16 protein-coding genes are annotated in these 22473 nt (G+C 61.1%); 5 read left to right on the forward strand and 11 right to left on the reverse strand.

Annotated elements, in window-relative coordinates:
• The first annotated feature begins 191 nt into the window (after positions 1–191).
• On the forward strand, positions 192–2582 hold the full coding sequence (locus tag QMZ29_RS22340; RefSeq protein WP_197811271.1) for a beta-N-acetylhexosaminidase: 2391 nt from the start codon (positions 192–194) through the stop codon (positions 2580–2582).
• 36 nt (positions 2583–2618) lie between these two features.
• Here QMZ29_RS22340 and QMZ29_RS22345 read toward each other — a convergent pair whose 3' ends face one another.
• The 6 genes from QMZ29_RS22345 to argF form a co-directional block, all read right to left on the reverse strand.
• Positions 2619–5603, reverse strand: coding sequence for an amino acid adenylation domain-containing protein (locus tag QMZ29_RS22345; RefSeq protein WP_261425344.1), 2985 nt, complete (start codon positions 5601–5603; stop codon positions 2619–2621).
• A 204-nt stretch (positions 5604–5807) separates the two neighbouring features.
• The gene (gene ridA / locus QMZ29_RS22350; RefSeq protein WP_004933379.1) at positions 5808–6194 is read right to left on the reverse strand and encodes a 2-iminobutanoate/2-iminopropanoate deaminase; all 387 of its coding nucleotides are present in this window, start codon (positions 6192–6194) and stop codon (positions 5808–5810) included.
• 157 nt (positions 6195–6351) lie between these two features.
• Positions 6352–6816, reverse strand: a complete 465-nt coding sequence (pyrI, locus tag QMZ29_RS22355) for an aspartate carbamoyltransferase regulatory subunit (protein WP_004933377.1) — start codon at positions 6814–6816, stop codon at positions 6352–6354.
• A 12-nt stretch (positions 6817–6828) separates the two neighbouring features.
• The gene (gene pyrB, locus QMZ29_RS22360; RefSeq protein ID WP_025305112.1) at positions 6829–7764 is read right to left on the reverse strand and encodes an aspartate carbamoyltransferase; all 936 of its coding nucleotides are present in this window, start codon (positions 7762–7764) and stop codon (positions 6829–6831) included.
• Between the two features lie 289 nt (positions 7765–8053).
• Positions 8054–9622 (reverse strand): ABC transporter substrate-binding protein, encoded by a 1569-nt coding sequence (locus QMZ29_RS22365; RefSeq protein ID WP_261425343.1) that lies wholly within the window; start codon positions 9620–9622, stop codon positions 8054–8056.
• Positions 9623–9816: 194 nt separating this feature from the next.
• Entirely contained in the window at positions 9817–10836 is a 1020-nt protein-coding gene (gene argF, locus QMZ29_RS22370; protein WP_147823132.1) for an ornithine carbamoyltransferase, read from the reverse strand.
• A 162-nt stretch (positions 10837–10998) separates the two neighbouring features.
• Between argF and rraB the strand changes: the two genes are divergently transcribed.
• Both rraB and miaE read left to right on the forward strand, forming a co-directional pair.
• Entirely contained in the window at positions 10999–11424 is a 426-nt protein-coding gene (gene rraB, locus QMZ29_RS22375; protein WP_261425342.1) for a ribonuclease E inhibitor RraB, read from the forward strand.
• A gap of 180 nt (positions 11425–11604) precedes the next feature.
• Entirely contained in the window at positions 11605–12369 is a 765-nt protein-coding gene (miaE, locus tag QMZ29_RS22380) for a tRNA isopentenyl-2-thiomethyl-A-37 hydroxylase MiaE (RefSeq protein WP_015376459.1), read from the forward strand.
• A 15-nt stretch (positions 12370–12384) separates the two neighbouring features.
• Here the strand turns inward: miaE and QMZ29_RS22385 are convergent, their stop codons facing one another.
• The 5 genes from QMZ29_RS22385 to pepA form a co-directional block, all read right to left on the reverse strand.
• Positions 12385–13992, reverse strand: a complete 1608-nt coding sequence (locus QMZ29_RS22385) for a GMC family oxidoreductase (RefSeq protein WP_060434041.1) — start codon at positions 13990–13992, stop codon at positions 12385–12387.
• 227 nt (positions 13993–14219) lie between these two features.
• Positions 14220–14723, reverse strand: coding sequence for a GNAT family N-acetyltransferase (locus QMZ29_RS22390; protein WP_004933360.1), 504 nt, complete (start codon positions 14721–14723; stop codon positions 14220–14222).
• Between the two features lie 199 nt (positions 14724–14922).
• Positions 14923–17799 (reverse strand): valine--tRNA ligase, encoded by a 2877-nt coding sequence (locus QMZ29_RS22395; protein WP_060434043.1) that lies wholly within the window; start codon positions 17797–17799, stop codon positions 14923–14925.
• Between the two features lie 12 nt (positions 17800–17811).
• A complete protein-coding gene (locus QMZ29_RS22400; protein WP_004933353.1) occupies positions 17812–18261 on the reverse strand; it encodes a DNA polymerase III subunit chi in 450 nt (149 codons plus the stop codon).
• Between the two features lie 231 nt (positions 18262–18492).
• Complete coding sequence (gene pepA, locus QMZ29_RS22405) at positions 18493–20004, reverse strand: leucyl aminopeptidase (protein ID WP_004933352.1); 1512 nt, start codon at positions 20002–20004, stop codon at positions 18493–18495.
• A gap of 282 nt (positions 20005–20286) precedes the next feature.
• Here pepA and lptF point away from each other — a divergent pair, with 282 nt between their 5' ends.
• Together lptF and lptG are read left to right on the forward strand one after the other, a co-directional pair.
• Complete coding sequence (gene lptF, locus QMZ29_RS22410; RefSeq protein WP_241174469.1) at positions 20287–21381, forward strand: LPS export ABC transporter permease LptF; 1095 nt, start codon at positions 20287–20289, stop codon at positions 21379–21381.
• Positions 21381–22451 (forward strand): LPS export ABC transporter permease LptG, encoded by a 1071-nt coding sequence (lptG, locus tag QMZ29_RS22415; RefSeq protein WP_019453290.1) that lies wholly within the window; start codon positions 21381–21383, stop codon positions 22449–22451. Before lptF ends, lptG begins: the two co-directional genes overlap by 1 nt.
• Positions 22452–22473: the final 22 nt, after the last annotated feature.

The following is a 22473-nucleotide window of genomic DNA, read 5'->3' on the forward strand; positions in this document are numbered from 1 at the left end:
GGGAGGGGGCAACTGTGATCCCGTCCGCTTTTTCACCGCAACGGTTGGACATCTGTTCTGTGCTGAGTCTTTATCTACAGCGTTGGCTGTTTTCCCCTGCGCCTTTCAAACCAACGCGTTGTTGTTTATCGCCTAGCGGTGGTTTGAAATTCATTGGGGATATTTTGTTTTTTTCCTCTGAGGAATTTCCGATGCACAGACCTTTCCGTTATACGCTACTGGCTTCATCGTTATGGTTTTCTTGCGGCGCGCTGGCGCAGCCGGCGGGTGATTTGCCGCTGATGCCCTGGCCGCAGCAGGTGGAAGTGACGCAACCGGCGGGCAAGCTGGTGCTGGATCGCCGCTTGTCTCTGACGCTGCAGGGCGATGATTTGGGCGACGCGCTGCCGCGCTGGCGCCAGCGCATCGAGTTGCAGACCGGCTGGACGCTGGCGCTGAGGGAAGAAGCAAACGGCGCGGCGATCAAGGTGGTGATCAAGGACCGGGTGGCGGCGCAGCCGCTGCCGGGCAGCGATGAGAGCTACCGGCTGGCGGTCACGCCGCAGGGCGCCACGCTGACCGCCAACACTCGCTTTGGCGCGCTGCGCGGCATGGAGACCCTGCTGCAGCTGCTGCAGACCGACGGGCAAAACACTTTCCTGCCATTGGTGGATATTCGCGATGTGCCGCGCTTCCCGTGGCGCGGCGTTTTGTTGGATTCGGCGCGCCATTTCCTGCCGCTGCCGGACATTTTGCGCCAGCTCGACGGCATGGCGGCGGCCAAGCTCAACGTATTCCACTGGCACCTGACCGACGATCAGGGCTGGCGCTTCGCCTCCGAGCATTACCCCAAATTGCAGCAGCAGGCCAGCGACGGCCTGTTTTACACCCGTGAGCAAATGCGGCAGGTGGTGGCTTACGCCACGGCGCGCGGCATTCGCGTGGTGCCGGAGATCGACATGCCGGGGCACGCCTCCAGCATCGCGGTGGCCTATCCCGATCTGATGAGTGCGCCGGGGCCGTATCGCATGGAGCGCGAGTGGGGCGTGCATAAGCCGACGCTCGATCCAACCCGCGACGAGGTGTATCAGTTTGTCGATGCGATCGTCGGCGAGCTGGCGGCGATCTTCCCCGATCCTTATCTGCACATCGGCGGCGACGAAGTGGACGCCAGCCAGTGGCGGGCGTCGCCGTCGATTCAGGCGTTTATGCAGCAGAACGGGCTGGCGGATACCCATGCGCTGCAGGCCTACTTCAACCAGAAGCTGGAAAAGATCCTCGAGAAGCATCAGCGGCAGATGGTCGGTTGGGACGAGATCTACCATCCGTCGCTGCCGCGCTCGATCGTCATTCAATCCTGGCAGGGGCAAGACTCGCTGGGCGCCAGCGCGCAGGACGGCTATCAGGGCATCCTCTCCACCGGTTTCTACCTCGATCAGCCGCAAAGCACCGCCTATCACTACCGCAATGAAATTCTGCCGCAGCCGCTGGGGGTTGAGACGGCGGTGCAACCCGGCGAGCAGGCGCAAAGCTGGCGTTTCAGCATGCCGCGTCTGAAGGGTAGCGCGGTGGAGGGCAGCTTCACGCTGATCGAGGGCAAGCAGGGCTGGCGCGGCTTTATCGATTTCAACGGCAAGTCGCGCCGCGCGGTGCACGACATCGTCTGGCGCACGCCGCAGCAGGTGACGTTCCGCGTCGATACCTGGATGGGCGACACGCGGCCGGTGGTCACGCTGCAACAGGACAAGCTCAGCGGCTATACGCTGGTCGGCAACGTGCGTTACCCCACCAGCGGCGACAAGCTGGCGGCGGCGCCGGCGGGCAAGATGCCGGTGGTGCCGGACGAGAAAGGGCAGGCCAATATTCTCGGCGGTGAAGCGGCGCTGTGGGCGGAAAACGTGCGCGCGCCGCTGATCGATCTCAAGCTGTGGCCGCGCGCCTTCGCGGTGGCGGAGCGGCTGTGGTCGGCGCAGGACGTTACCGACGAAAGCAACATGTACCGGCGGCTGGCGGCGATCGACGCCTGGTCGGTGGTGTCGGTCGGCCTGCAGCAGCATGCGGAAACGGCGCGCGAATTCACCCGGCTGAGCAACAGCGTGCAGATCGCGCCGCTGCAGATCCTGGCCGAGGCGGTGGAACCGGCGCAGTATTACACCCGGCAGCACCTGAAGTTCCAGGCCGGCAACTATCATCAGTTCGAACCGCTGAACCGCTTTGCCGATGCGCTGCCGCCGGAGAGCGGCGCGGTGCGTGACATGCATGCCCAGGTTGCGGCTTTGCTGAAGGATAAGCGCGATAAGGCGGCGGCGCAGGCGCTGCGCGAACGGCTGCAGCGCTGGCAGGCGAACGGCGCGGCGCTGCAAACGGCGATCGCGGGCAACCGCACGCTGCGGGAGCTGGCGCCGGTGGCGCAGGACGTCGATGCCCTGGCCGTATTGGGGTTAACGCTGCTGGATCGCCATCAGCAGGACAAACCGCTGAGCCGGGCCGAGGCCGAACAAGCGCAGCGCCGGCTGGATGCGGCGGCGCAGACGCGCGACGAAGTGGTGATTGCCGCGGTGTACCCGCTGGAGGCGCTGCTGCGGGGGCTTAAAACGGAGTGAGGGTGACGGGGCTCGGCCAGTTGAGCCCCGGTTTTGTTACGCCTGTAGCGACAGCGGCGCATACCCGATGGCGTGCTGCAGGTAATTCAGCAGCAGCTGGCGGGTGAAGCGCGGCTCATCGATACCGCTGCCCTGCAGGAAGCGTTGCAGGTTGCTGCAGTCCCACCGATAGGTGTCTTGATAGAGCTCCACCGTCGATAGCTCGTCCACCATAGGATCCTTGAACAGGCTGAGCAGCGGGTACAGCGGCGCGTCGCTGTCGTTTTCCCATTGTGCCCGCCACTGTGCGAAGGGCAAGGGGCGAAAACGATAACCGAACTCGCGCTCCAGCAGGCTGAAAAACTCACGCAGCGTCAGATTATTGTCACCTTGATGGATCAGGTTGAATTTCTGCCCCAGCGCCTGCGGGTTGCGAGAGACGTGGGCGATGGCCCGAGTCATGTAATCCACCGTGGTCAACCCTTCGCGCATATCCCGTAAATCCGGCACCGTGCCGCTGCTGATGCAGGTTTTCACCAGCCGTCCCCACCATTGATAATCGGCATTGACGCCGGTACGGCTGTGGCAGGTGGCGTAGCCCAGGCGGAAGGTCATCAGCGGCAGGCCTTGCGCCGCCGCTAAATCGGCGATTTTCTCCATCACCCATTTGCTGCGCACGTAGCCGATATCGCGGCTGACCGCCGGCAGGTTTTGGTCGATATCGTCGCTTTCCCGCATCACCCGCTTGCCGGTGTGCAGATGCCCCCAGCTGTATACGGAGATGGTCGACAGCAGCATCAGCGGCTTGGTGCGGCTATGCGCCGCGAAGCGAATGATTTCCCGCAGGCCCTGCACGTTGTCGCGCTTCATGTAGGCGTAAGGCTGGATAAAATTCACCGCGCTGGCCGAATGGTAAATCAGATCGATATCTCGGCTTAACGCCCTGTAGGCCGCCGGCGTCAGCGAAAAGTCGTGTTCCGCTACGTTGCCAGGCACGATATGAATGCGCGCGTGCTGGCTGGCGTTCAGCGCGATCCGGTAGCGCTGCAGCACCGCCTCCAGCCGCTGTCTCGGCGGCAGTTTGGCGCCGTCGCGCACCAGACAGTACAGCTCGGCGTCGGTGGTGCGCAGCAGATCGGCCAACAGATGCGCGCCGACGAAGCCGGTGGCGCCGGTCAGCAAAATGGCGCGCGGCGCGCTGATTTGCCGCGGATCGAACGTCGGATCGATGACGAGATCCGACGGCAAATAAACATCATCCTGCAAGGCACGCGCTTCGCCTTGCCGCTGTGTCGGTTGCCGGTCTCTGCGTTGTGCCAGTGCCTGCGCTAGGGCGCCCAGAGTGGGATATTCATAGATGTCGTGCACCGAAGTCTCGACGGCAAATGCCTCGGCCAGCGCCGCCATCAGTTTGGCCGCTAACAGCGAATGGCCGCCCAGCGAGAAAAAATCATCGCCGGATGCGGGCTGTTCCACTTTCAGCAGCGAGCGCCAGAGATCGGCGACGACGCGCTGGTCGGCGGTCAGCGGCTGCGCAACGCCGACACTGACGCTGACCGGTTGGTAATGCGCCAACAGAGCCGCTTTGTCGATCTTGCCGTTGTTGTTCAGCGGCATGTGTTCCAGTAAACGATAATCGGCGGGCAGAAATGCGGTGGGCAGCGTTTCTTTCAGTTTCTGTCGGACGCGTGCGGTCACGTTTTCGCCGTCACTCTCCGCGATCAGAAACGCCACGATTTTCTTGCCCAGCGGATCATCTGCCATCGCCACGGCGGCCACCGCTTTACGAACGCCCGCAACCTGCAACATGGCGTTTTCGATTTCGCCCAGTTCAATGCGATTGCCGCGGATTTTGACCTGATCGTCGATACGGCCCAGATATTGAATGCGGCCATCCGCCAGCCAACGAGCCCGATCGCCGCTGCGATACAGACGTAACCCGGCGAAGTGAGGCGGGGTGATGAAGCGTTCGGCCGTCAATGCCGGATTGTTCAGGTAGCCGCGTGCCAGGCAACGACCGCTGATATACAGCTCGCCGGGGCGATCGCCGATCACGGGCTGCAGTCGGTCATCGAGGATGAATATTTCGGTATCGCCGATGGGCCGCCCAATGCTGGCGGGCGGATTTTGCGTGGCGCAAGCCACCCGGTTGCAGGTGGCGAATATGGTGGCTTCTGTCGGGCCGTAGTAATCGATCAAGGGATAATCGATGCCGCGCAGATCGACCGGATGAAGTTTTTCCCCCGAGCTGAACAGATACCGCAGCGCCAGATTGGCCGGCTGCGGCGCGCCGACCACGTCGGCAACCAGTACGGCGGGCAGGCTGGCGTGAGTGATACCCTGTTCGGCAAAATAGACCAGCAGCACTTCCGGCTGCAGGCGAGCGTCTTCCGGCGGCAGATACAATGTGCCGCCGCTGGTCAGAGGCGACCAGATCTCCCATTGCGCGACGTCGAAACTCAAGCCGGCGATCAGCGTAGAACGACTTTCGGCATCCATAGCGAATTGCTTGTTATGCCAGAGAATTAAATTCAGCAGCGACTGATGTTCGATCAGCACACCTTTCGGTTTGCCGGTGGTGCCTGAAGTGAAAATGAGATAAACGATGGCATCGGGAGGCGGAGAGATTAACGTTATATTTTCCTGTGGCGAAATTGATATATTATCAATATAAATAACGTCTTCGCTGAAATTATCTTCCGATAACGCAATTGTCGCGTTGCTGGCGAGTATTAAAGGGGAACCGCTTTGCGTAACGATATCCTGTATTCTTTTTTCCGGGTAACGCGCATCGATGGGAATATAGCCTGCGCCGGCTTTGACGATCGCCAACATACCGTTCAGCATTTCCGGCGTGCGCAGCGTGACGAGCGGCACATAGGTGCCGGGCGCCACGCCCCGTCGTAGCAACAGCGCGCACAGTGCGCTGCTGGCTTCATCCAATTGACGGTAGGTCAGGTGTTTATTATTGCCGACGACGGCAAGTTTTTCCGGATAACGGGAAACTTGTTGGATAAAATAATCCAATACGCTAGGTGCCATGGTTATCTCCTGTCATTATTCACGGGGTGAACGAAATGAAACAGCAATGACCCGGCCGGGTGAAAAACAATTATAGGCGTATTTTTATTGTGGGATTGTAAATGTGGGCGATATTACGCTATCGCTATAAATTAATTGAATTAATAAAATTCTTATCAATAAAAACGGCCAGTCTGCACTGGCCGTGATTCGCGTGAGCGTCGATTAACGACGCACGGCGATGGCTTCGATTTCGATCTTCACGTCTTTTGGCAGACGCGCCACTTCCACGCAGGAGCGGGCCGGGAACGGCGCGCTGTGCTCGGTGAAGAAGGCTTCGTACGCGGCGTTGACGGTGGCGAAGTCGTTCAGGTCTTTCACGAACACGGTGGTTTTCACGATGTCGGCAACGATCAGGCCGGCGGCTTCGACGATCGCTTTGACGTTTTCCAGCGACTGGCGCGCCTGAGCGGCCACGTCGTCGGCAACGGCGCCGGTTTTCGGATCGACCGGGATCTGGCCGGAAGTGATGATCATGCTGCCCAGATCAACGCCCTGCACGTAAGGACCAATGGCTGCCGGGGCGAGTTCAGTGCTGATATTACGTGACATGTTTTCTCCTGATAGACCCGTTGTCTTTCACGCCGCCGCGCGGTCGGCCGCAGCGTAAAATTCGGTGGGTAGCAACGTGGGTAGAGTTATTTTCAGGCATCCATTATAGGGAGTGACGCGCAGATTAACAGCGCCGCTCCCGCTAAAAGGGCAGAATTCAGTCGGCCTGCAACACCACCTGATGCTCGAACTCTTTCTCGCAGTAGCGGCACTTCAGGTGCACTTCGCCGCCGCGCGATTTGACGCTGAAGCTCGACGCCACCGGCTCGCTGCGGCTGATGCAGTTGCCGTTCGGGCAGGTCAGCACGCCGTCGATGTGGTCCGGCAGGCTGAGGGTCAGCTTGCGTACCACTTCATAGTTGTCGATGCGGTTTACCGTGGCCTTCGGCGCGTACATCGCCAGCTGGTTAGCCTGCTGCTCGGTCAGGAAGGTGTTCTCGATCTTGATCAGATCCTTGCGGCCCAGCTCGTTGGAGGGCAGGTTCAGGCCGATGGTGATGCGCTGGTCGGTGGCGGTCAGCTTGAACAGCGTCAGCAGCTTGAAACCGATCTGCGCCGGAATGTGGTCGATCACCGTGCCGCATTTGATCGCTTCGACCTGCAGTTTGTTGTCGTGAGTCATGGCGGTTCCCCCTTAAAGAGCCAAATCTGCGTTGAGCACCAGCGCCAGCAGCGCCTGACGGGCGAAGATGCCGTTGCCCGCCTGCTGGAAGTAGTAAGCGTGCGGCGTTTTATCCACGTCGGTGGCGATCTCGTCGATGCGCGGCAGCGGGTGCAGCACCTTAAGGTTGGTGCGCGCGCCGGTCAGATCCGCGGCGCGCAGCACGAACTGCGCCTTCACGTTGGCGTACTCGGAAGGATCGAGGCGCTCTTTCTGCACCCGGGTCATGTAGAGAATATCCAGCTCCGGCACCACTTCTTCAATGCTGCTGTGCAGGCTGTACTCGATGCCTTTCTCTTCCAGCATTTTCAGGATGTAGGCCGGCATCGCCAGCGCGTCCGGGGCAATGAAGTAGAAGCGGTTGCCTTCGAATTTGGCCAGCGCCTGGGTGAGCGAGTGCACGGTGCGGCCGTATTTCAGGTCGCCGACCATGGCGATGCTGAGGTTGCTCAGGCGCCCCTGGGTTTCCTGGATGGTGAACAGATCCAGTAGGGTCTGGGTCGGGTGCTGGTTGGCGCCGTCGCCGGCGTTGAGCACCGGCACGTTACCGGAGAATTCCGAGGCCATGCGCGCTGCGCCTTCCTGCGGATGGCGCATCACGATAGCGTCCACATAGGTGCTGATCACCGAGATGGTGTCGGCCAGGGTTTCGCCTTTTTTGCCGAGCGAGGTGTTGCTGCCGTCGGCGAAACCGACCACCGAGGCGCCGAGGCGGTGCATCGAGGTTTCGAACGACAGGCGGGTACGGGTCGAGGCTTCAAAGAAGCAGCTGGCGATCACCTTGTGTTTCAACAGCTCCGGCTGCGGGTTGGCTTTCAGACCGGCGGCGGTGCGCAGCACCAGCTCCAGATCCTCGCGGCTGAGATCGTTAATAGAGATGATGTGTTTGTGATACAGCGGGTTGGCCATTTTTCACTCCTCCTCGACGCGTGCCCGTGGCGCGGGACTTTTTAAGGCAAAAAAAAGCCCCTCAATGAGGGGCTTGAAAAGATCGGTTTAGCAACAGGAGAAACAACGGCAGCTGGCCGCCGATAGGCAGTCGGTTTTGTCGATTGCGGCTAACAAAACAAACGTCGTTTTTCATGCTTTCTCCTGGCAAATTGTGGCGCATTATACTCGCGCTTTTCGCCACTGCAAGCGTTAAAACGCCGTTTTTTGCCGCCCCGCAATCGATTGGCCGGCGATGGCCGCCCGCCGGCTATTTGCTGACGCGATCGTAGTAGACCATGTCGGCGTTCAGCCCCTGCTGGTAGCCTTTGACGTTGTCGCGCAGCACCACTTCGGTTTTGGCCTGATCGATAAACACGTACGGCGAACTGCGCTGCAGCGCCTGCTGCATGGCGGTGTACCGCGCGCGGCGTTTGGCCGGATCGGCTTCGGCCAGCGCCGCCAGCGTCTGCTGGTTCAACTGCGGGATCTGCCAGCCGTTCATCCACGCCACCGTGCTGCTCTTGCCGTCGTTGTAGGCGAAGGCGCTGGCGTTGGAGTGGGCGTCGAAGTAATCCGGGATCCACAGCCGGATCGCCGCCTGATGCTGCCTGGCGCGCACGCGGGAGTAAACCTGGCTGCCCGCGGCCGGCAGCAGTTCGATCTTCACGCCGGCGGCGGCGAAGCTGCCCTGCAGCGCCTGCGCGATGGTGATGAACGGCGGTTTGTTCTCGACGTCCAGCGTAAAGGCGGCGTGGGTGATGCCCGCCTTGGCCAGGATCGCTTTCGCCTTGGCCGGATCGTAGCTGAACGGGTTGGTCTCCAGCGCGCCCGGCAGCCCGACCGGCAGGAAGCTCTGGTGCACGAAGTATTGGCCCTTCAGCAGATCCTTCGTGATGCCTTGATAATCCACCAGGTAGCGCGCCGCTTCCCAGAAGGCCGGGTTGTTCAGCAGCGGATTGGCGCCGTTGCCGGTGTTGAACACCAGGTAGTTTTGCTCGGCGGACGGGATCTCCAGCACCTTGACGCCCGGCTGGTTTTTCAGCGTGTCGGTCTGATCGGCGCCCAGTTCGCGGGCGATATCGGCGTCGCCCTGCTGGATCAGCAGGCGGCGGGTGGCCGGATCCGGCACGTTTTTAATAATGATGTTTTTCAGCTGCGGCTTGTCGCCCGGCGAGGTGGGGTTGGCGTCCAGCACGATCGCCTGATGCGGCTGATAGACGCGCATCTTGAACGGGCCGCTGCCGGCGGAGTGCATTTTCAGCCAGGCGTTGCCGAAGTCGCCGTCTTTGACGTTGGCCAGCGCCGCCTTGCTGTCGACGATCGAGGCGATCGGCGTCGAGAGGATATTCAGCGCCACCGTCGGGCTGACGTCCGCCGTCCAGCGCAGCTGCACGGTATGGTCGTCGATCTTCTTCAGCTGCGCGTCGATGTTGTCCGGCTGCCAGCCGAGCACGTTGAGGATGAACGCCGGCGATTTGTTCATTTTCACCGCGCGGCTGTAAGAGAAGATCACGTCGTCAGCGGTCAGCGGATTGCCGGAGGCAAACGCCGCCTGCGGCCGCAGTTTCACCGCCAGCGTTTTGGCCGCCGCATCGCCCTGCCAGCTTTCCGCCAGCACCGGCGCCACCTTAGCTGGATCGTCGCGATCCGCTTGCACCAGACGCTGATACAGGCTGGGCACTGTCTGGATGCTGGAGAGTTCGTTGGCTTCCGCCGGATCGAGGCTGACGATGTCATCCAGCGATTGCACCACCACCAGCGTATTCGGCGGCGTGGCGGCTAACGTGGCGGTGGGCAGGGCGGCGAGCAGGAACAGCGGCAAGAGTTTGGCTTTCATCGGTGTGTATCCCCTGAAGGCGCCGCAAGGCGGCGCTGAGAACGGTTTGTTATCGTTGGTTTTTACGGCGCGGGCGCCGTCGGCCTGTCACGGTAGAACCTTTGCCGGCGGCGGGCAAAGGTTAATCCGCTATTTGATATTCCAGGAATATATTAGCCTCCCTGGCCGGGGGTGCCAGGGCGGAGGGGGAACAATCAGAGGGTTTCGCTCAGCGTGGCGACCAGCACCGCCTTGATGGTGTGCAGCCGGTTTTCCGCCTGATCGAACACCACGCTGTGCGCCGATTCGAACACCTCGTCGGTCACTTCCATGCCGCCGTGCAGGTCGTACTGCTGCGCCATCTGCTTGCCGAGCGTGGTTTGGTCGTCGTGGAAAGCCGGCAGGCAGTGCAGGAACTTCACGTTCGGGTTGCCGGTCAGCTTCAGCATCGCCATGTTGACCTGATACGGCCGCAGCAGCGCGATACGCTCTTGCCAGGTTTCTTTCGGTTCGCCCATCGACACCCAGACGTCAGTGTAGAGGAAGTCGGCGTCTTGTACCCCTTCGGCGATGTCTTCGCTCAGGGTGAGTTTCGCGCCGGTTTGCTGCGCCAGCGCCTGGCATTCGGCCACCAGTTCCGGCTGCGGCCAACAGGCCTTCGGCGCCACCAGCCGCAGATCCATGCCCGCCAGCGCGGCGGCTTCCAGCAGCGTGTTGCCCATGTTGTTGCGTGCGTCGCCGACGTACGCCAGCTTCACCTCGCTCAGCGCCTTGCCCGGCAGGTGTTCCTGCACGGTGAGCAGATCCGCCAGCAATTGGGTAGGGTGGAACTCGTCGGTCAGGCCGTTCCACACCGGCACGCCGGCGTGCTGCGCCAGGGTTTCCACCAGCGCCTGGCCGTAGCCGCGATACTGAATACCGTCGTACAGGCGGCCCAGCACCCGGGCGGTGTCTTTCATCGACTCTTTATGGCCGATCTGGCTGCCGCTTGGGCCGAGATAGGTCACCTGCGCGCCCTGATCGAATGCGGCAACTTCGAAAGAGCATCGCGTGCGGGTCGAGTCTTTTTCGAAGATGAGCGCAATGTTTTTGCCCTGCAGCCGGCGCTGTTCCTGCCCCTGCTTCTTGGCCTGTTTCAGATCGGCCGAAAGCCGCAGCAGCGCCTGCAGCTCGGCGGGGGTGAAATCCATTAACCTCAGAAAGTGACGTTGGTAGAACGCATTGCCGGTGCTCATAGTCCGATTCCCTGATTGCTTAATTGAATTAAAATTCACTTTATATGTATGAATATTCAATTTCAACCCCAGCGAGGAAATCTTTCACGTTTATCGTGGAAGCAATGTCGGCGGTGTGTGAAAATAGAAGGAATGAAGGCCATTTGACTTGAGGATATAGGCATGGCAAACCGCGAATTGCTGGAAGAACAACGTGAAGAGACCCGCCTGATCATCGAAGAACTGCTGGAAGACGGCAGCGATCCGGACGCGCTCTACACCATCGAGCACCATCTGTCCGCCGAGAAATTTGAGGTTCTGGAGCAGGCCGCCGTTGAAGCCTTCAAGCTGGGCTACGAAGTGACCGACGCCGAAGAGCTGGAAGTGGAAGACGGTTCGATGGTGATGTGCTGCGACGTGATCAGCGAAGTCGGCCTGAACGCCGAGCTGATCGACGCCCAGGTAGAACAGCTGGTGGCGCTGGCGGAACGCTGCGGCGTCAACTACGACGGCTGGGGCACCTACTTCGAAGATCCGAACGGTGAAGACGGTGAGGGTGACGAAGATGGCGACTATATCGACGAAGACGACGACGGCAAACGCCACTGATTCCTTTCCGATTAATGCCTGTGGGCCGGCTCTCGCCGGCCCCTGATATCCCCGTCGTCTTTCAAGTTACAGCGTTGTTGGCTGCACTCTCTCACCCCAGTCACTTACCTGAGTAAGCTCCTGGGGATGAGTGAGCTGGCCGCCTAGCTGCAACTTGAAATACATAGGGCAATTAAGCCGATGACATACCAATCCCTGTTAGCCCCGATTTTAAGCTTCCTGCACTGTGAAACTCCCGACGCCTGGATAGACGCCGCGCGCCGTCCGGAAAACCTGCAGCTGTTGCTGACCGACCACCTGGTGTGCGAGCTGAAAGCCGCGCAGACCGGCATGTGGCTGATCCGCCGCTACGTGGCGGACAAAGAGAGCGGCGACGCGCTGTTGGCGCTGCTGCGGCCCTACGAGGCGTTTCTGCACGAGGCGCAGGGCGCGCCGGACACGCTGTTCCGCCAGGGCCAGTTCACCCGCAAGATCCTGCCGAAAAACGGCTCGGCCTACGGCCAGGATCTGGCGGATCGCATGGTGCTGTTGATCAAGGAAGAGTTGCACCACTTCTCGCAGGTGCTGGAGATCATGCAGGCACGCGGGATCCCGTATCGCAAGATCACCGCCAGCCGCTACGCCAAGGGGATGATCCGCGAGATCCGCACCCACGATCCGGCGACGCTGATCGACAAACTGATCTGCGGTGCCTACATCGAAGCGCGATCCTGTGAACGCTTTGCCAAACTGGCGCCGCACCTGGACGACGAGCTGAACCGCTTTTACGTCTCGCTGCTGCGATCCGAAGCGCGCCACTATCAGGACTACCTGACGCTGGCCGAGCAGATCGCCGGCGGCGACATCAGCGAACGGGTGGCGCATTTCGGCCGCCTCGAAGCTGAGCTGATCCTGTCGCCGGACAGCGAGCTGCGCTTCCACAGCGGCGTGCCCGCCGCCGCCTGACGTTGAGGGGCGCCCCTACTGCGGCGCGCCCAGCAACAGATCCACCGCCTTTTCCGCCAGCATGATGGTCGGCGCATTGGTGTTGCCGCTGGTGAGCTGCGGCATCACCGAGCAGTCGATCACCCGCAGCTGTTCAAAACCGTGCACCCGTAGCTGCGGATCGGTCACCGCGTCCTGCGGCGACGGCCCCATGCGGCAGCTGCCCACCGGGTGATACACCGTCTTGCAGAAGTTGCGCACGAACTCTTCCAGCTGCGCCTCGTCGCGTGTCCACTCCGGCTGCGGCATCAGCAGATCTTTGATCAGAGGCTTCAGCGCCGCGGTTTGCAGGAAGCCCAGGCCGAACTTCACCGCGCGCACGCTGCCGGCCAGATCGTCCGGGTGGCCGAGGTAGTTGGCGTGCAGCTTGACCGGATCGCGCGGGTTGCTGCTGCGCAGCAGCACTTCGCCGCGCGCCTTCGGCTGCAGGTAACCGACCTTGAGCGTGAAGCCGTGAATGTTCGGCAGCGGCTCGCCGGGCACGTCGTCCCAGCTGTCCAGCAGCGGCAGGAAGTGGATCTGCACGTCCGGCCGGCCGTCGCCCTGGCTGTCGGTGAAGGCGGCGCCTTCCAGCACGTTGGATGAGAGCACGCCGCTGCGAAACGCCAGCCACTGCGCGCCGTGGCTCAGCGCCTGCAGGCCGCGATCGGCGCCGAACAGGCTGATCGGCTCGCGGGTGCTGACGTTGATCGACATGTGCAGATGGTCGTGGAAGTTTTTGCCCACCGGCAGATCCGCCCGCACCTCGATGCCCAGCTGCTGCAGATGGTCGCGCGGGCCGATGCCGGACAGCATCAGCAGCTTCGGCGAACCGACCGCGCCAGCGCTGACGATCACCTCTTTGGTGGCGCGCGCGGTGACTTCGGCGCCGCCGTTCTGGCTGTAGACCACGCCGGTGGCGACGTTGCCCTCGAAGGTCAGCCGGTGCGCCAGGGCGTTCAGTTTCACCACCAGCCGCCGTTCGTCGCGCACCGTCTTCAGGTAGGTGCGGGCGGTGCTGGCGCGTTCGCCGTTGTGAGTGGTGGTTTGGTAGAAACCGACGCCGTGTTGGCTGTCGCCGTTGAAGTCGTTGCGGTAGGGCAGGTTCAGCTCCTGGCCGGCGCGGATAAACGCCATGCTGAGCGGGTGGCGGTAGCGGTTTTCGCTGACCGGCAGCAGCCCGTCGGCGCCGTGGTAGTCGTCGGACAGGCTTTCGTTGGCCTCGGCGCGTTTAAAGTAGGGCAGCACCTCCCGGTAGCTCCAGCCGGTGCAGCCGTAGCGTTCGGCCCAGTCGTCGTAGTCCTGCGGCTGGCCGCGCAGGTAGATCATGCCGTTGACCGAGCTGCTGCCGCCCAGCACCTTGCCCTGCGCGATTTGCATACGGCGGTTATTGGCGTGCGGTTCCGGTTCCGTCTCGTAGGGCCAGCTTTTTTTGGCGATGATCTTAGCCACCCCGGCCGGCATCTTGATGAACAGGTTATTGTCGTCGCCGCCGGCTTCCAGCAGTAGCACCCGCGCCTGGGTGCGGCGGATCAGCTGCGCCGCCAGCACGCAGCCGGCGGATCCGGCGCCGACGATGATGTAATCAAAGGTATTTTCCGACATGACAGCTCTCCGTGCGCGATTGGGATACTGGCAGAGTAACGCGGGGGGAAAAACGGTCAATTTGCGATCGTTAATTTATTAACGAACTTCACATTAAATTTACATCGTGGTTTTTAACGTCAGTTTATCTGCTTGAAAAACGGCGTTATAGCGAGTTTTACTGATTGATTGCGATATTAATAAAAAAGGCGCAGCAAGCTGCGCCCTGATGAAGAGGCGGGGGGCGATTACAGCGTTTTCAGCATGGTGACTTCGCAATCGACGTGGCCGGTGGCGCCCATCGCGTGATCGATGTGTTCGAAGCCCAGGTGTTCGTACAGCGCAACGGCCTGCGTCAGGCTGGCGGTGGTCTCGAGGTAACAACAGCGGAAGCCGTGCTGGCGGGCGAAATCCAGCGCCTGCAGCGCCAGGCGTTTCGCCAATCCCTTGCCGCGCAACACCGGCAGGAAATACATTTTCTGCAATTCGCAAATATCGTCTGCGCCACCCTGCAGCGGCGCGATGCCGCCGCCGCCGGCGACCTGGCCGTCCACCTCGATCACCCAGTAAGCGCTGCGCGGCAGGCTGTAGAGCTGATACAGGGCATCCAGGTTGGGATCGGAGACGGTATAGCCTTTATCCGCCGTCAGGCCGTGCTCGGCGGAGACTTCGCGAATGACGTGAGCAATGGCGGGATTGTCTTCCGCCGTGATGGGGCGCACCAGCAGGCGCGCCGGGGTTGCTGTTGTCATGTTTACACTCGCCATTGAAAGAGACCACGTTCGTTTTTCATTTTTATCGCAGCGCGAAACGCGCCGGGGTTATTTCCCGGCGGCGTCCTTGCGGCAGTAATATCTTGTAATAACATCTAACCCGGCCCGGATGCAACGGCGATAAAAAAACAGCGGGGAAGACCCCGCTGTTTTTCAGGCGTTGGCGTGAGCCGGTGGATTACAGCGCGGCGATGGTCGCCTGCTGTTCCTGCAGCTTCACTTTGCCTTCTTTGCAGGCCGCCAGACGATCGCGTTCTTTGGCAACTACCGCTTCCGGCGCGCGCGCCACGAAGCCTTCGTTCGCCAGCTTGCCTTCGATCGAAGCGATTTCCGCATCCAGCTTGCCCATCTCTTTCGCCAGACGCGCGATCTCGGCGTCCTTGTCGATGAAACCGGCCATCGGGATCAGCAGCTCGGCGCCGTCCACCAGTTTGGTGACGGAGACCGGGCCTTTCTCACCGGCTGGCAGCAGCGCGATGGATTCCAGGCGCGCCAGACGGGCGATAAAGCTTTGGTTCTCCTGCACGCGGCGCTGGGCGTCGGCGCTGCAGTTGCGTAGCAGCACGTCGAGCGCTTTGCTTGGCGCGATGTTCATCTCGGCGCGGATGTTGCGCACGGCGATGATGGTTTGCTTGATCCACTCCAGATCGTTCAGCGCCTGCTCGTCTTCCAGCGCGGCGTCGTAGGCCGGGAACGGCTGCAGCATGATGGTGTCTGCGGTCGTGCCGGTCAGCGGCTTCACGCGCTGCCAGATGGTTTCGGTGATGAACGGAATGATCGGGTGCGCCAGGCGCAGCAGCGCTTCCAGCACGGTGATCAGCGTGTGGCGGGTGCCGCGCTGTTCCGCTTCGCTGCCGTTGCTCACCACCGGCTTGGTCAGTTCCAGATACCAGTCGCAGAACTGGTTCCAGGTGAATTCGTACAGGATGTTGGCCGCCAGATCGAAGCGGTAGGTATCCAGCGCTTCGCGGTAGGCTTTCACCGTGCGGTTGAATTCGGCCAGGATCCAGCGATCCGCCAGCGACAGCACTTTCTCGCCGCCGTTGAAGCCGCAGTCGTGCGCTTCGGTGTTCATCAGCACGAAGCGGCTGGCGTTCCACAGCTTGTTACAGAAGTTGCGGTAGCCTTCCAGGCGCTTCATGTCCCAGTTGATGTCGCGGCCGGTCGAAGCCAGCGCCGCCAGGGTGAAGCGCAGGGCGTCGGTGCCGTGCGGCTCGATGCCGTTCGGGAACTGCTTCTCGGTGCGCTTGCGGATCTTCTCCGCCAGCTGCGGCTGCATCATGTTGCCGGTGCGTTTTTCCAGCAGATCTTCCAGCGAGATGCCGTCGACCATGTCCAGCGGGTCGATCACGTTGCCTTTCGACTTGGACATCTTCTGGCCTTCGTCGTCGCGGATAAGGCCGGTCATGTAGACGGTCTTGAACGGCACCTGCGGCTTGCCGTTTTCATCCTTGATGAAGTGCATGGTCAGCATGATCATGCGCGCGATCCAGAAGAAGATGATGTCGAAGCCGCTGACCATCACGCTGGTCGGGTGGAAGGTTTTCAGCGCCTCGGTCTGCTCCGGCCAGCCCAGGGTGGAGAAGGTCCACAGGCCGGACGAGAACCAGGTGTCCAGCACGTCTTCGTCCTGGGTCAGCACCACGTCGGCGCCCAGGTTGTTCTCGCTGCGCACTTCTTCTTCGCTGCGGCCCACGTAGACTTTGCCGTTCACGTCATACCAGGCCGGGATGCGGTGGCCCCACCACAGCTGACGCGAGATGCACCAGTCCTGAATGTCGCGCATCCAGCTGAAGTACATGTTTTCGTACTGCTTCGGCACGAACTGGATGTCGCCCTGTTCGACCGCTTCCACCGCCACTTTGGCCAGCGGCGCGGTGCGCACGTACCATTGGTCGGTCAGCATCGGCTCGATCACCACGCCGCCGCGATCGCCGTAAGGCACCGTCAGGTCGTGCGGTTTGATCTCGTCCAGCAGGCCCAACTGATCGAAGGCGGCAACCACCGCTTTACGCGCCGCGAAGCGCTCCAGGCCGCGGAACTCGGCCGGGATCTCGTTGCAGTAGTCGGTGCAGACTTCGCCCAGGGTGTTGAACACTTCCGCTTCCTGACGGATGTCGCCGTCGAAGGTCAGAATGTTGATCATCGGCAGGCCGTGGCGTTTGCCGACTTCGTAGTCGTTGAAATCGTGCGCCGGGGTGATCTTCACGCAGCCGGTGCCTTTTTCCATATCGGCGTGTTCGTCGCCGACGATGCGGATGCGGCGGCCGACCAGCGGCAGAATGATCTCTTTGCCGATCAGGTCTTTATAGCGTGGATCTTCCGGGTTGACGGCCACGCCGGTATCGCCCAGCACGGTTTCCGGACGGGTGGTGGCGACCACCAGATAGTCTTTGCCCTCGGCGGTTTTCGCGCCGTCGGCCAGCGGGTAGCGCAGGTGCCACATGGAGCCTTTGGACTCGCGGTTTTCCACTTCCAGATCGGAGATGGCGGTGCGCAGCTTCGGATCCCAGTTCACCAGGCGCTTGCCGCGGTAGATCAGGTCTTCTTTGTGCAGACGGACAAACACTTCGCGCACCGCGTTCGACAGGCCTTCGTCCATGGTGAAGCGCTCGCGCTCCCAGTCCACGGAGTTGCCCAGACGGCGCATCTGACGGGTGATGGTGCCGCCGGATTCCGCCTTCCACTGCCAGATTTTGTCGATGAACGCATCGCGGCCGTAGTCGTGGCGGGTTTTGCCTTCTTCCGCGGCGATCTTGCGCTCCACCACCATCTGGGTGGCGATGCCGGCGTGGTCGGTGCCCGCCTGCCACAGGGTGTTTTTACCCTGCATGCGCTGATAGCGAATCATGGTGTCCATGATGGTCTGCTGGAACGCGTGGCCCATGTGCAGGCTGCCGGTGACGTTCGGCGGCGGGATCATGATGCAGAAGCTTTCCTGGCTGGTGTCGCCGTTCGGCTTGAAGTAACCCTGATTCTCCCAGTGATCGTACAGCTTCTGTTCGATCTGTTTTGGGTCGTATGCGGTGTCGAGCTGACTGTTTGTCTTTTCCATTCTTTATCGTATTCAGTGAGTTGGCGGCGTAGCCGTGGTCAAATGGAAGCCGACGCTGCGATAGGCCTTGTAACGGTCGCGCGCCAACTGTTTCAGAGTGTCTTCGTAAGGAACGAAGTCTACCACTTCATGGAAAGCGGTAGCAAAATCGGCAAACTGCGGCAGCAGGGCGATCAGCAGATCGCGCGGGGCGTTGCCGCGCTTGCCGGGCCAGCACAGTTCCACCGGCGCGCCGTAGTGCGGCCCTTCGCCGGCCAGGTTGTGCGGCACGAATTCATGCGGCTCGCGCTGCCACAGCGCTTCGTCCAGCCGCTGGGCCTGCTCCTGGCTCTCGCAGGCGATCAGCACCCGCTTGCCGGCGCGGAAGCCGTTGGCGGCAACGGCGCAGGCCACGGCCTCATGGGCGCTGAGCGCACCAGACGGTTCCGCGTTGTCGAGCAAATAAAACGTCGCCTGTTTCATTAAGGATCCACCGCTGCCGATAAAAAAACAGGGCACAACATGTAGGTTGCGCCCTTTTTGGGAACGGAGCAGATAACTCTACCCCTTCGCTGCTGAGAGGATTATATACCCAATAGATTTCAAGTTGCAGCTAGGCGGCAAGTTCGTTCATCCCCAGGAGCTGACATCAAGTCAGTGACTGGGGTGAACGAATGCGGCCAACAACGCTGCGGCTTGAAAGATGAAGGGTATTTAATCGTCGCCGTTCAGACCTGCACGGTTGAGCAGGAACTGCGACAGCAGCGCCACCGGGCGGCCGGTCGCGCCCTTGGCTTTACCGGAGCGCCAGGCGGTGCCGGCGATATCCAGGTGTGCCCAGGTGTACTTGCGGGTGAAGCGCGACAGGAAGCAGGCTGCGGTGATGGCGCCACCAGGGCGGCCACCGATGTTCGCCATGTCGGCGAAGTTGGAGTCCAACTGCTCGTAGTACTCGTCGGCCATCGGCAGGCGCCAGGCGCGGTCGCCGGCCTGCTCGGAAGCGCCCAGCAGCTCGTGCGCCAGCGGGTTGTGGTTCGACATCAGGCCGGTGATGTGGTGGCCCAAGGCGATCACGCAGGCGCCGGTCAGGGTGGCGATGTCGATCACCAGCTCCGGTTCGAAGCGCTCGACGTAGGTCAGGGTGTCGCACAGCACCAGGCGGCCTTCGGCGTCGGTGTTGAGCACCTCGACGGTCTGGCCGGACATGGTGGTCAGCACGTCGCCCGGACGATACGCCCGGCCGCCCGGCATGTTTTCACAGCCGGCCAGCACGCCGATCACGTTCAGCGGCAGGTTCAGCTCCGCCACCACGCGCATCACGCCGTACACGGTCGCCGCGCCGCACATGTCGTATTTCATCTCGTCCATGCCGTCGGCCGGTTTGATCGAGATGCCGCCGGAGTCGAAGGTCAGCCCTTTGCCTACCAGCACGATCGGCTTAGCGTCCGGATTTGGGTTGCCCTTATATTCCATCACCGACATCAATGATTCGTTCTGCGAACCGGCGCCGACCGCCAGATAGGCGTTCATGCCCAGCTCTTTCATCTGCTGTTCGCCGATGACGCGGGTGGTGATATTGGTGCTGAAGGCGTCCGCCAACTGACGGGCCTGCGAGGCCAGGTAGCCGGCGTTACAGATGTTCGGCGGCATGTTGCCGAGATCTTTGGCCGCCTTGATGCCGGAAGCCACCGCCAGGCCGTGCTGGATAGCGCGCTCGCCGCTGGTGAGCTCACGGCGGGTCGGCACGTTGAACACCATTTTGCGCAGCGGACGACGCGGCTCCACCTTGTTGCTTTTCAGCTGATCGAAGGTGTAGAGCGTCTCTTTGGCGGTTTCCACCGCCTGACGCACTTTCCAGTAGGTGTTGCGGCCTTTCACGTGCAGTTCGGTCAGGAAGCAGACCGCTTCCATCGAGCCGGTGTCGTTGAGGGTATTGATGGTTTTCTGGATCACCTGCTTGTATTGGCGCTCATCGAGCTCGCGCTCTTTGCCGCAGCCGATCAGCAGGATGCGCTCGGAGAGAATGTTGGGCACATGGTGCAGTAGCAGCGTCTGCCCGACCTTGCCTTCCAGTTCGCCACGGCGCAGCAATGCGCTGATATAACCATCACTGATTTTGTCGAGTTGTTCTGCGATAGGGGACAGGCGGCGCGGTTCGAAAACGCCGACTACAATACAGGCACTGCGCTGTTTTTCCGGGCTACCGCTTTTTACACTGAACTCCATGCACTCTCCTGAATCTTAAAGACAAAGGCGGACGCTACGGCTAGAATAACCGACTCCGTAACGATCTCCTGCCATTTGAGTTAACGGATTATGTTAACCTGAACGGCATAAATTGCTCTGTTTTGGCGACTATAAGCAAGTTCCTATAGGACACCCAAACGGCTTGATGTTGTAATACTATTTTAGCTGTGAAGGTTGCCATATGATGAGAATAAATGGCGGATTAACGATGAAATTATCGATTTTCCTGCAAAAAGACAAGTTTTCACAGGCGTAATAAGCGTGATCATCATAAGATATCTGGTACGGGAAACGCTCAAGAGCCAAATCGCCATCCTGTTCATCCTGCTTCTGATCTTCTTTTGTCAGAATTTGGTCAGGGTGTTGGGCGACGCGGTGGACGGCAATATCCCGACAAACTTAGTACTCTCTCTGCTCGCTCTGGGCGTGCCGAAAATGGCGCAGCTCATCCTGCCTTTGAGCCTGTTTCTCGGCTTGCTGATGACGCTTGGGCGGTTGTATACCGAGAGCGAAATCACCGTCATGCATGCCTGCGGGCTGGGCAAACGTACCCTGATTATCGCTGCCATGATCCTGGCGCTGTTCACCTCTGCGATCGCGGCGGTGAACGTATTTTGGGCCGGCCCCTGGGCCTCGCGCTATCAGGACGTGGTGGTGAACGAAGCCAAGGCCAACCCGAGCATCGCCGGGCTGGCGGAAGGGCAGTTCAAACCCTCGCAGGACGGCAACGCGGTGCTGTTTATCGGCAACGTGAAGGGCAGCACCTTCAACGACGTGTTCCTGGCGCAGCTGCGGCCGAACGGCAACCAACGCCCGTCGGTGGTGGTGGCCGAGCACGGCAACATCGTGCAGCAGAAAGACGGCTCGCAGGTGGTGACGCTCGACAAGGGCACCCGCTTTGAAGGCACCGCGCTGCTGCGCGACTTCCGCATTACCGACTTCACCGATTACAAGGCGGTGATTGGCCACCGCACCGTGGCGGCGGACAACACCGAATCCGAACAGATGTCGATGCAGACGCTGTGGGAGTCCGACGATCCGGACGCGCGCGCCGAGCTGCACTGGCGCCTGACGCTGGTGGTATCGGTGGCGCTGATGGCGCTGCTGGTGGTGCCGCTCAGCGTAGTGAATCCGCGCCAGGGCCGCGTGCTGAGCATGCTGCCGGCTATCCTGCTGTACCTGATCTTCTTCCTGCTGCAGACCTCGCTGCGCTCCAACGCCGGCAAGGGCAAGCTGGATCCGATGCTGTGGCTGTGGCTGGTTAACGGCGTTTACTTCGCGATCGCGCTGGCGCTGAACCTATGGGATACCGTGCCGATGCGTAAGCTGCGCGCACGCCTGAGAGGAGCGGCCTGATGTTTGGCGTATTAGACCGGTATATCGGTAAAACGATTTTCAACACCATCATCATGACGCTGTTCATGCTGGTGTCGCTGTCCGGCATCATCAAGTTCGTCGATCAGCTGCGCAAGGTCGGCCAGGGCGAGTACACCGCGCTGAGCGCCGGCATGTACACCCTGCTGAGCGTGCCGAAAGACATCGAGATCTTCTTCCCGATGGCGGCGCTGCTTGGCGCGCTGCTCGGCCTGGGCCAACTGGCGACGCGCAGCGAACTGGTGGTGATGCAGGCTTCCGGCTTTACCCGCCTGCAGATCGCCGGCTCGGTGATGAAAACCGCCATTCCGCTGGTGCTGCTGACCATGGCGATCGGCGAGTGGGTAGCGCCGCAGGGCGAGCAGATGGCGCGCAACTACCGCGCCCAGCAGATGTACGGCGGCTCGCTGCTCTCCACCAAGAGCGGGCTGTGGGCGAAGGACGGCAATGACTTCATCTACATCGAGCGCGTCTCCGGCGATAAAGAACTCTCCGGTGTGAACATCTACCACTTCAACGATCAGCGTCGCCTGGAAACGGTGCGCTATGCCGCTACCGCCAGCTTCGAGAACGGCCTGTGGCAGCTTTCGCAGGTGGACACCTCGGATCTGACCAACCCGAAACAGGTGACCGGCACCCAGACGCTGACCGGCGAATGGAAAACTAACCTAACCCCGGACAAGCTGGGCGTGGTGGCGCTGGATCCGGATTCGCTCTCCATCAGTGGGCTGCACAACTACGTGAAGTACCTGAAGCAGAGCGGCCAGGAATCCAACCGTTACCAGCTCAACATGTGGAGCAAAATCTTCTCGCCGCTGTCGGTGGCGGTGATGATGCTGATGGCGCTGTCGTTCATCTTCGGCCCGTTGCGCAGCGTGCCGATGGGTATCCGCGTGGTGACCGGCATCAGCTTCGGCTTCCTGTTCTACGTGCTGGATCAGATCTTCGGCCCGCTGAGCATGGTCTACAGCATGCCGCCGGTGCTGGGCGCGCTGCTGCCGAGCATGCTATTCCTGCTGATCAGCGTATATATGCTGCTCAAACGCAAGTAGCGGGGCGATCGGTAGTGAAGAA

Origin of the sequence: Serratia sp. PF-27, assembly GCF_030053255.1 — a bacterium.
Taxonomy (GTDB): Bacteria; Pseudomonadota; Gammaproteobacteria; order Enterobacterales; family Enterobacteriaceae; genus Serratia; species Serratia bockelmannii.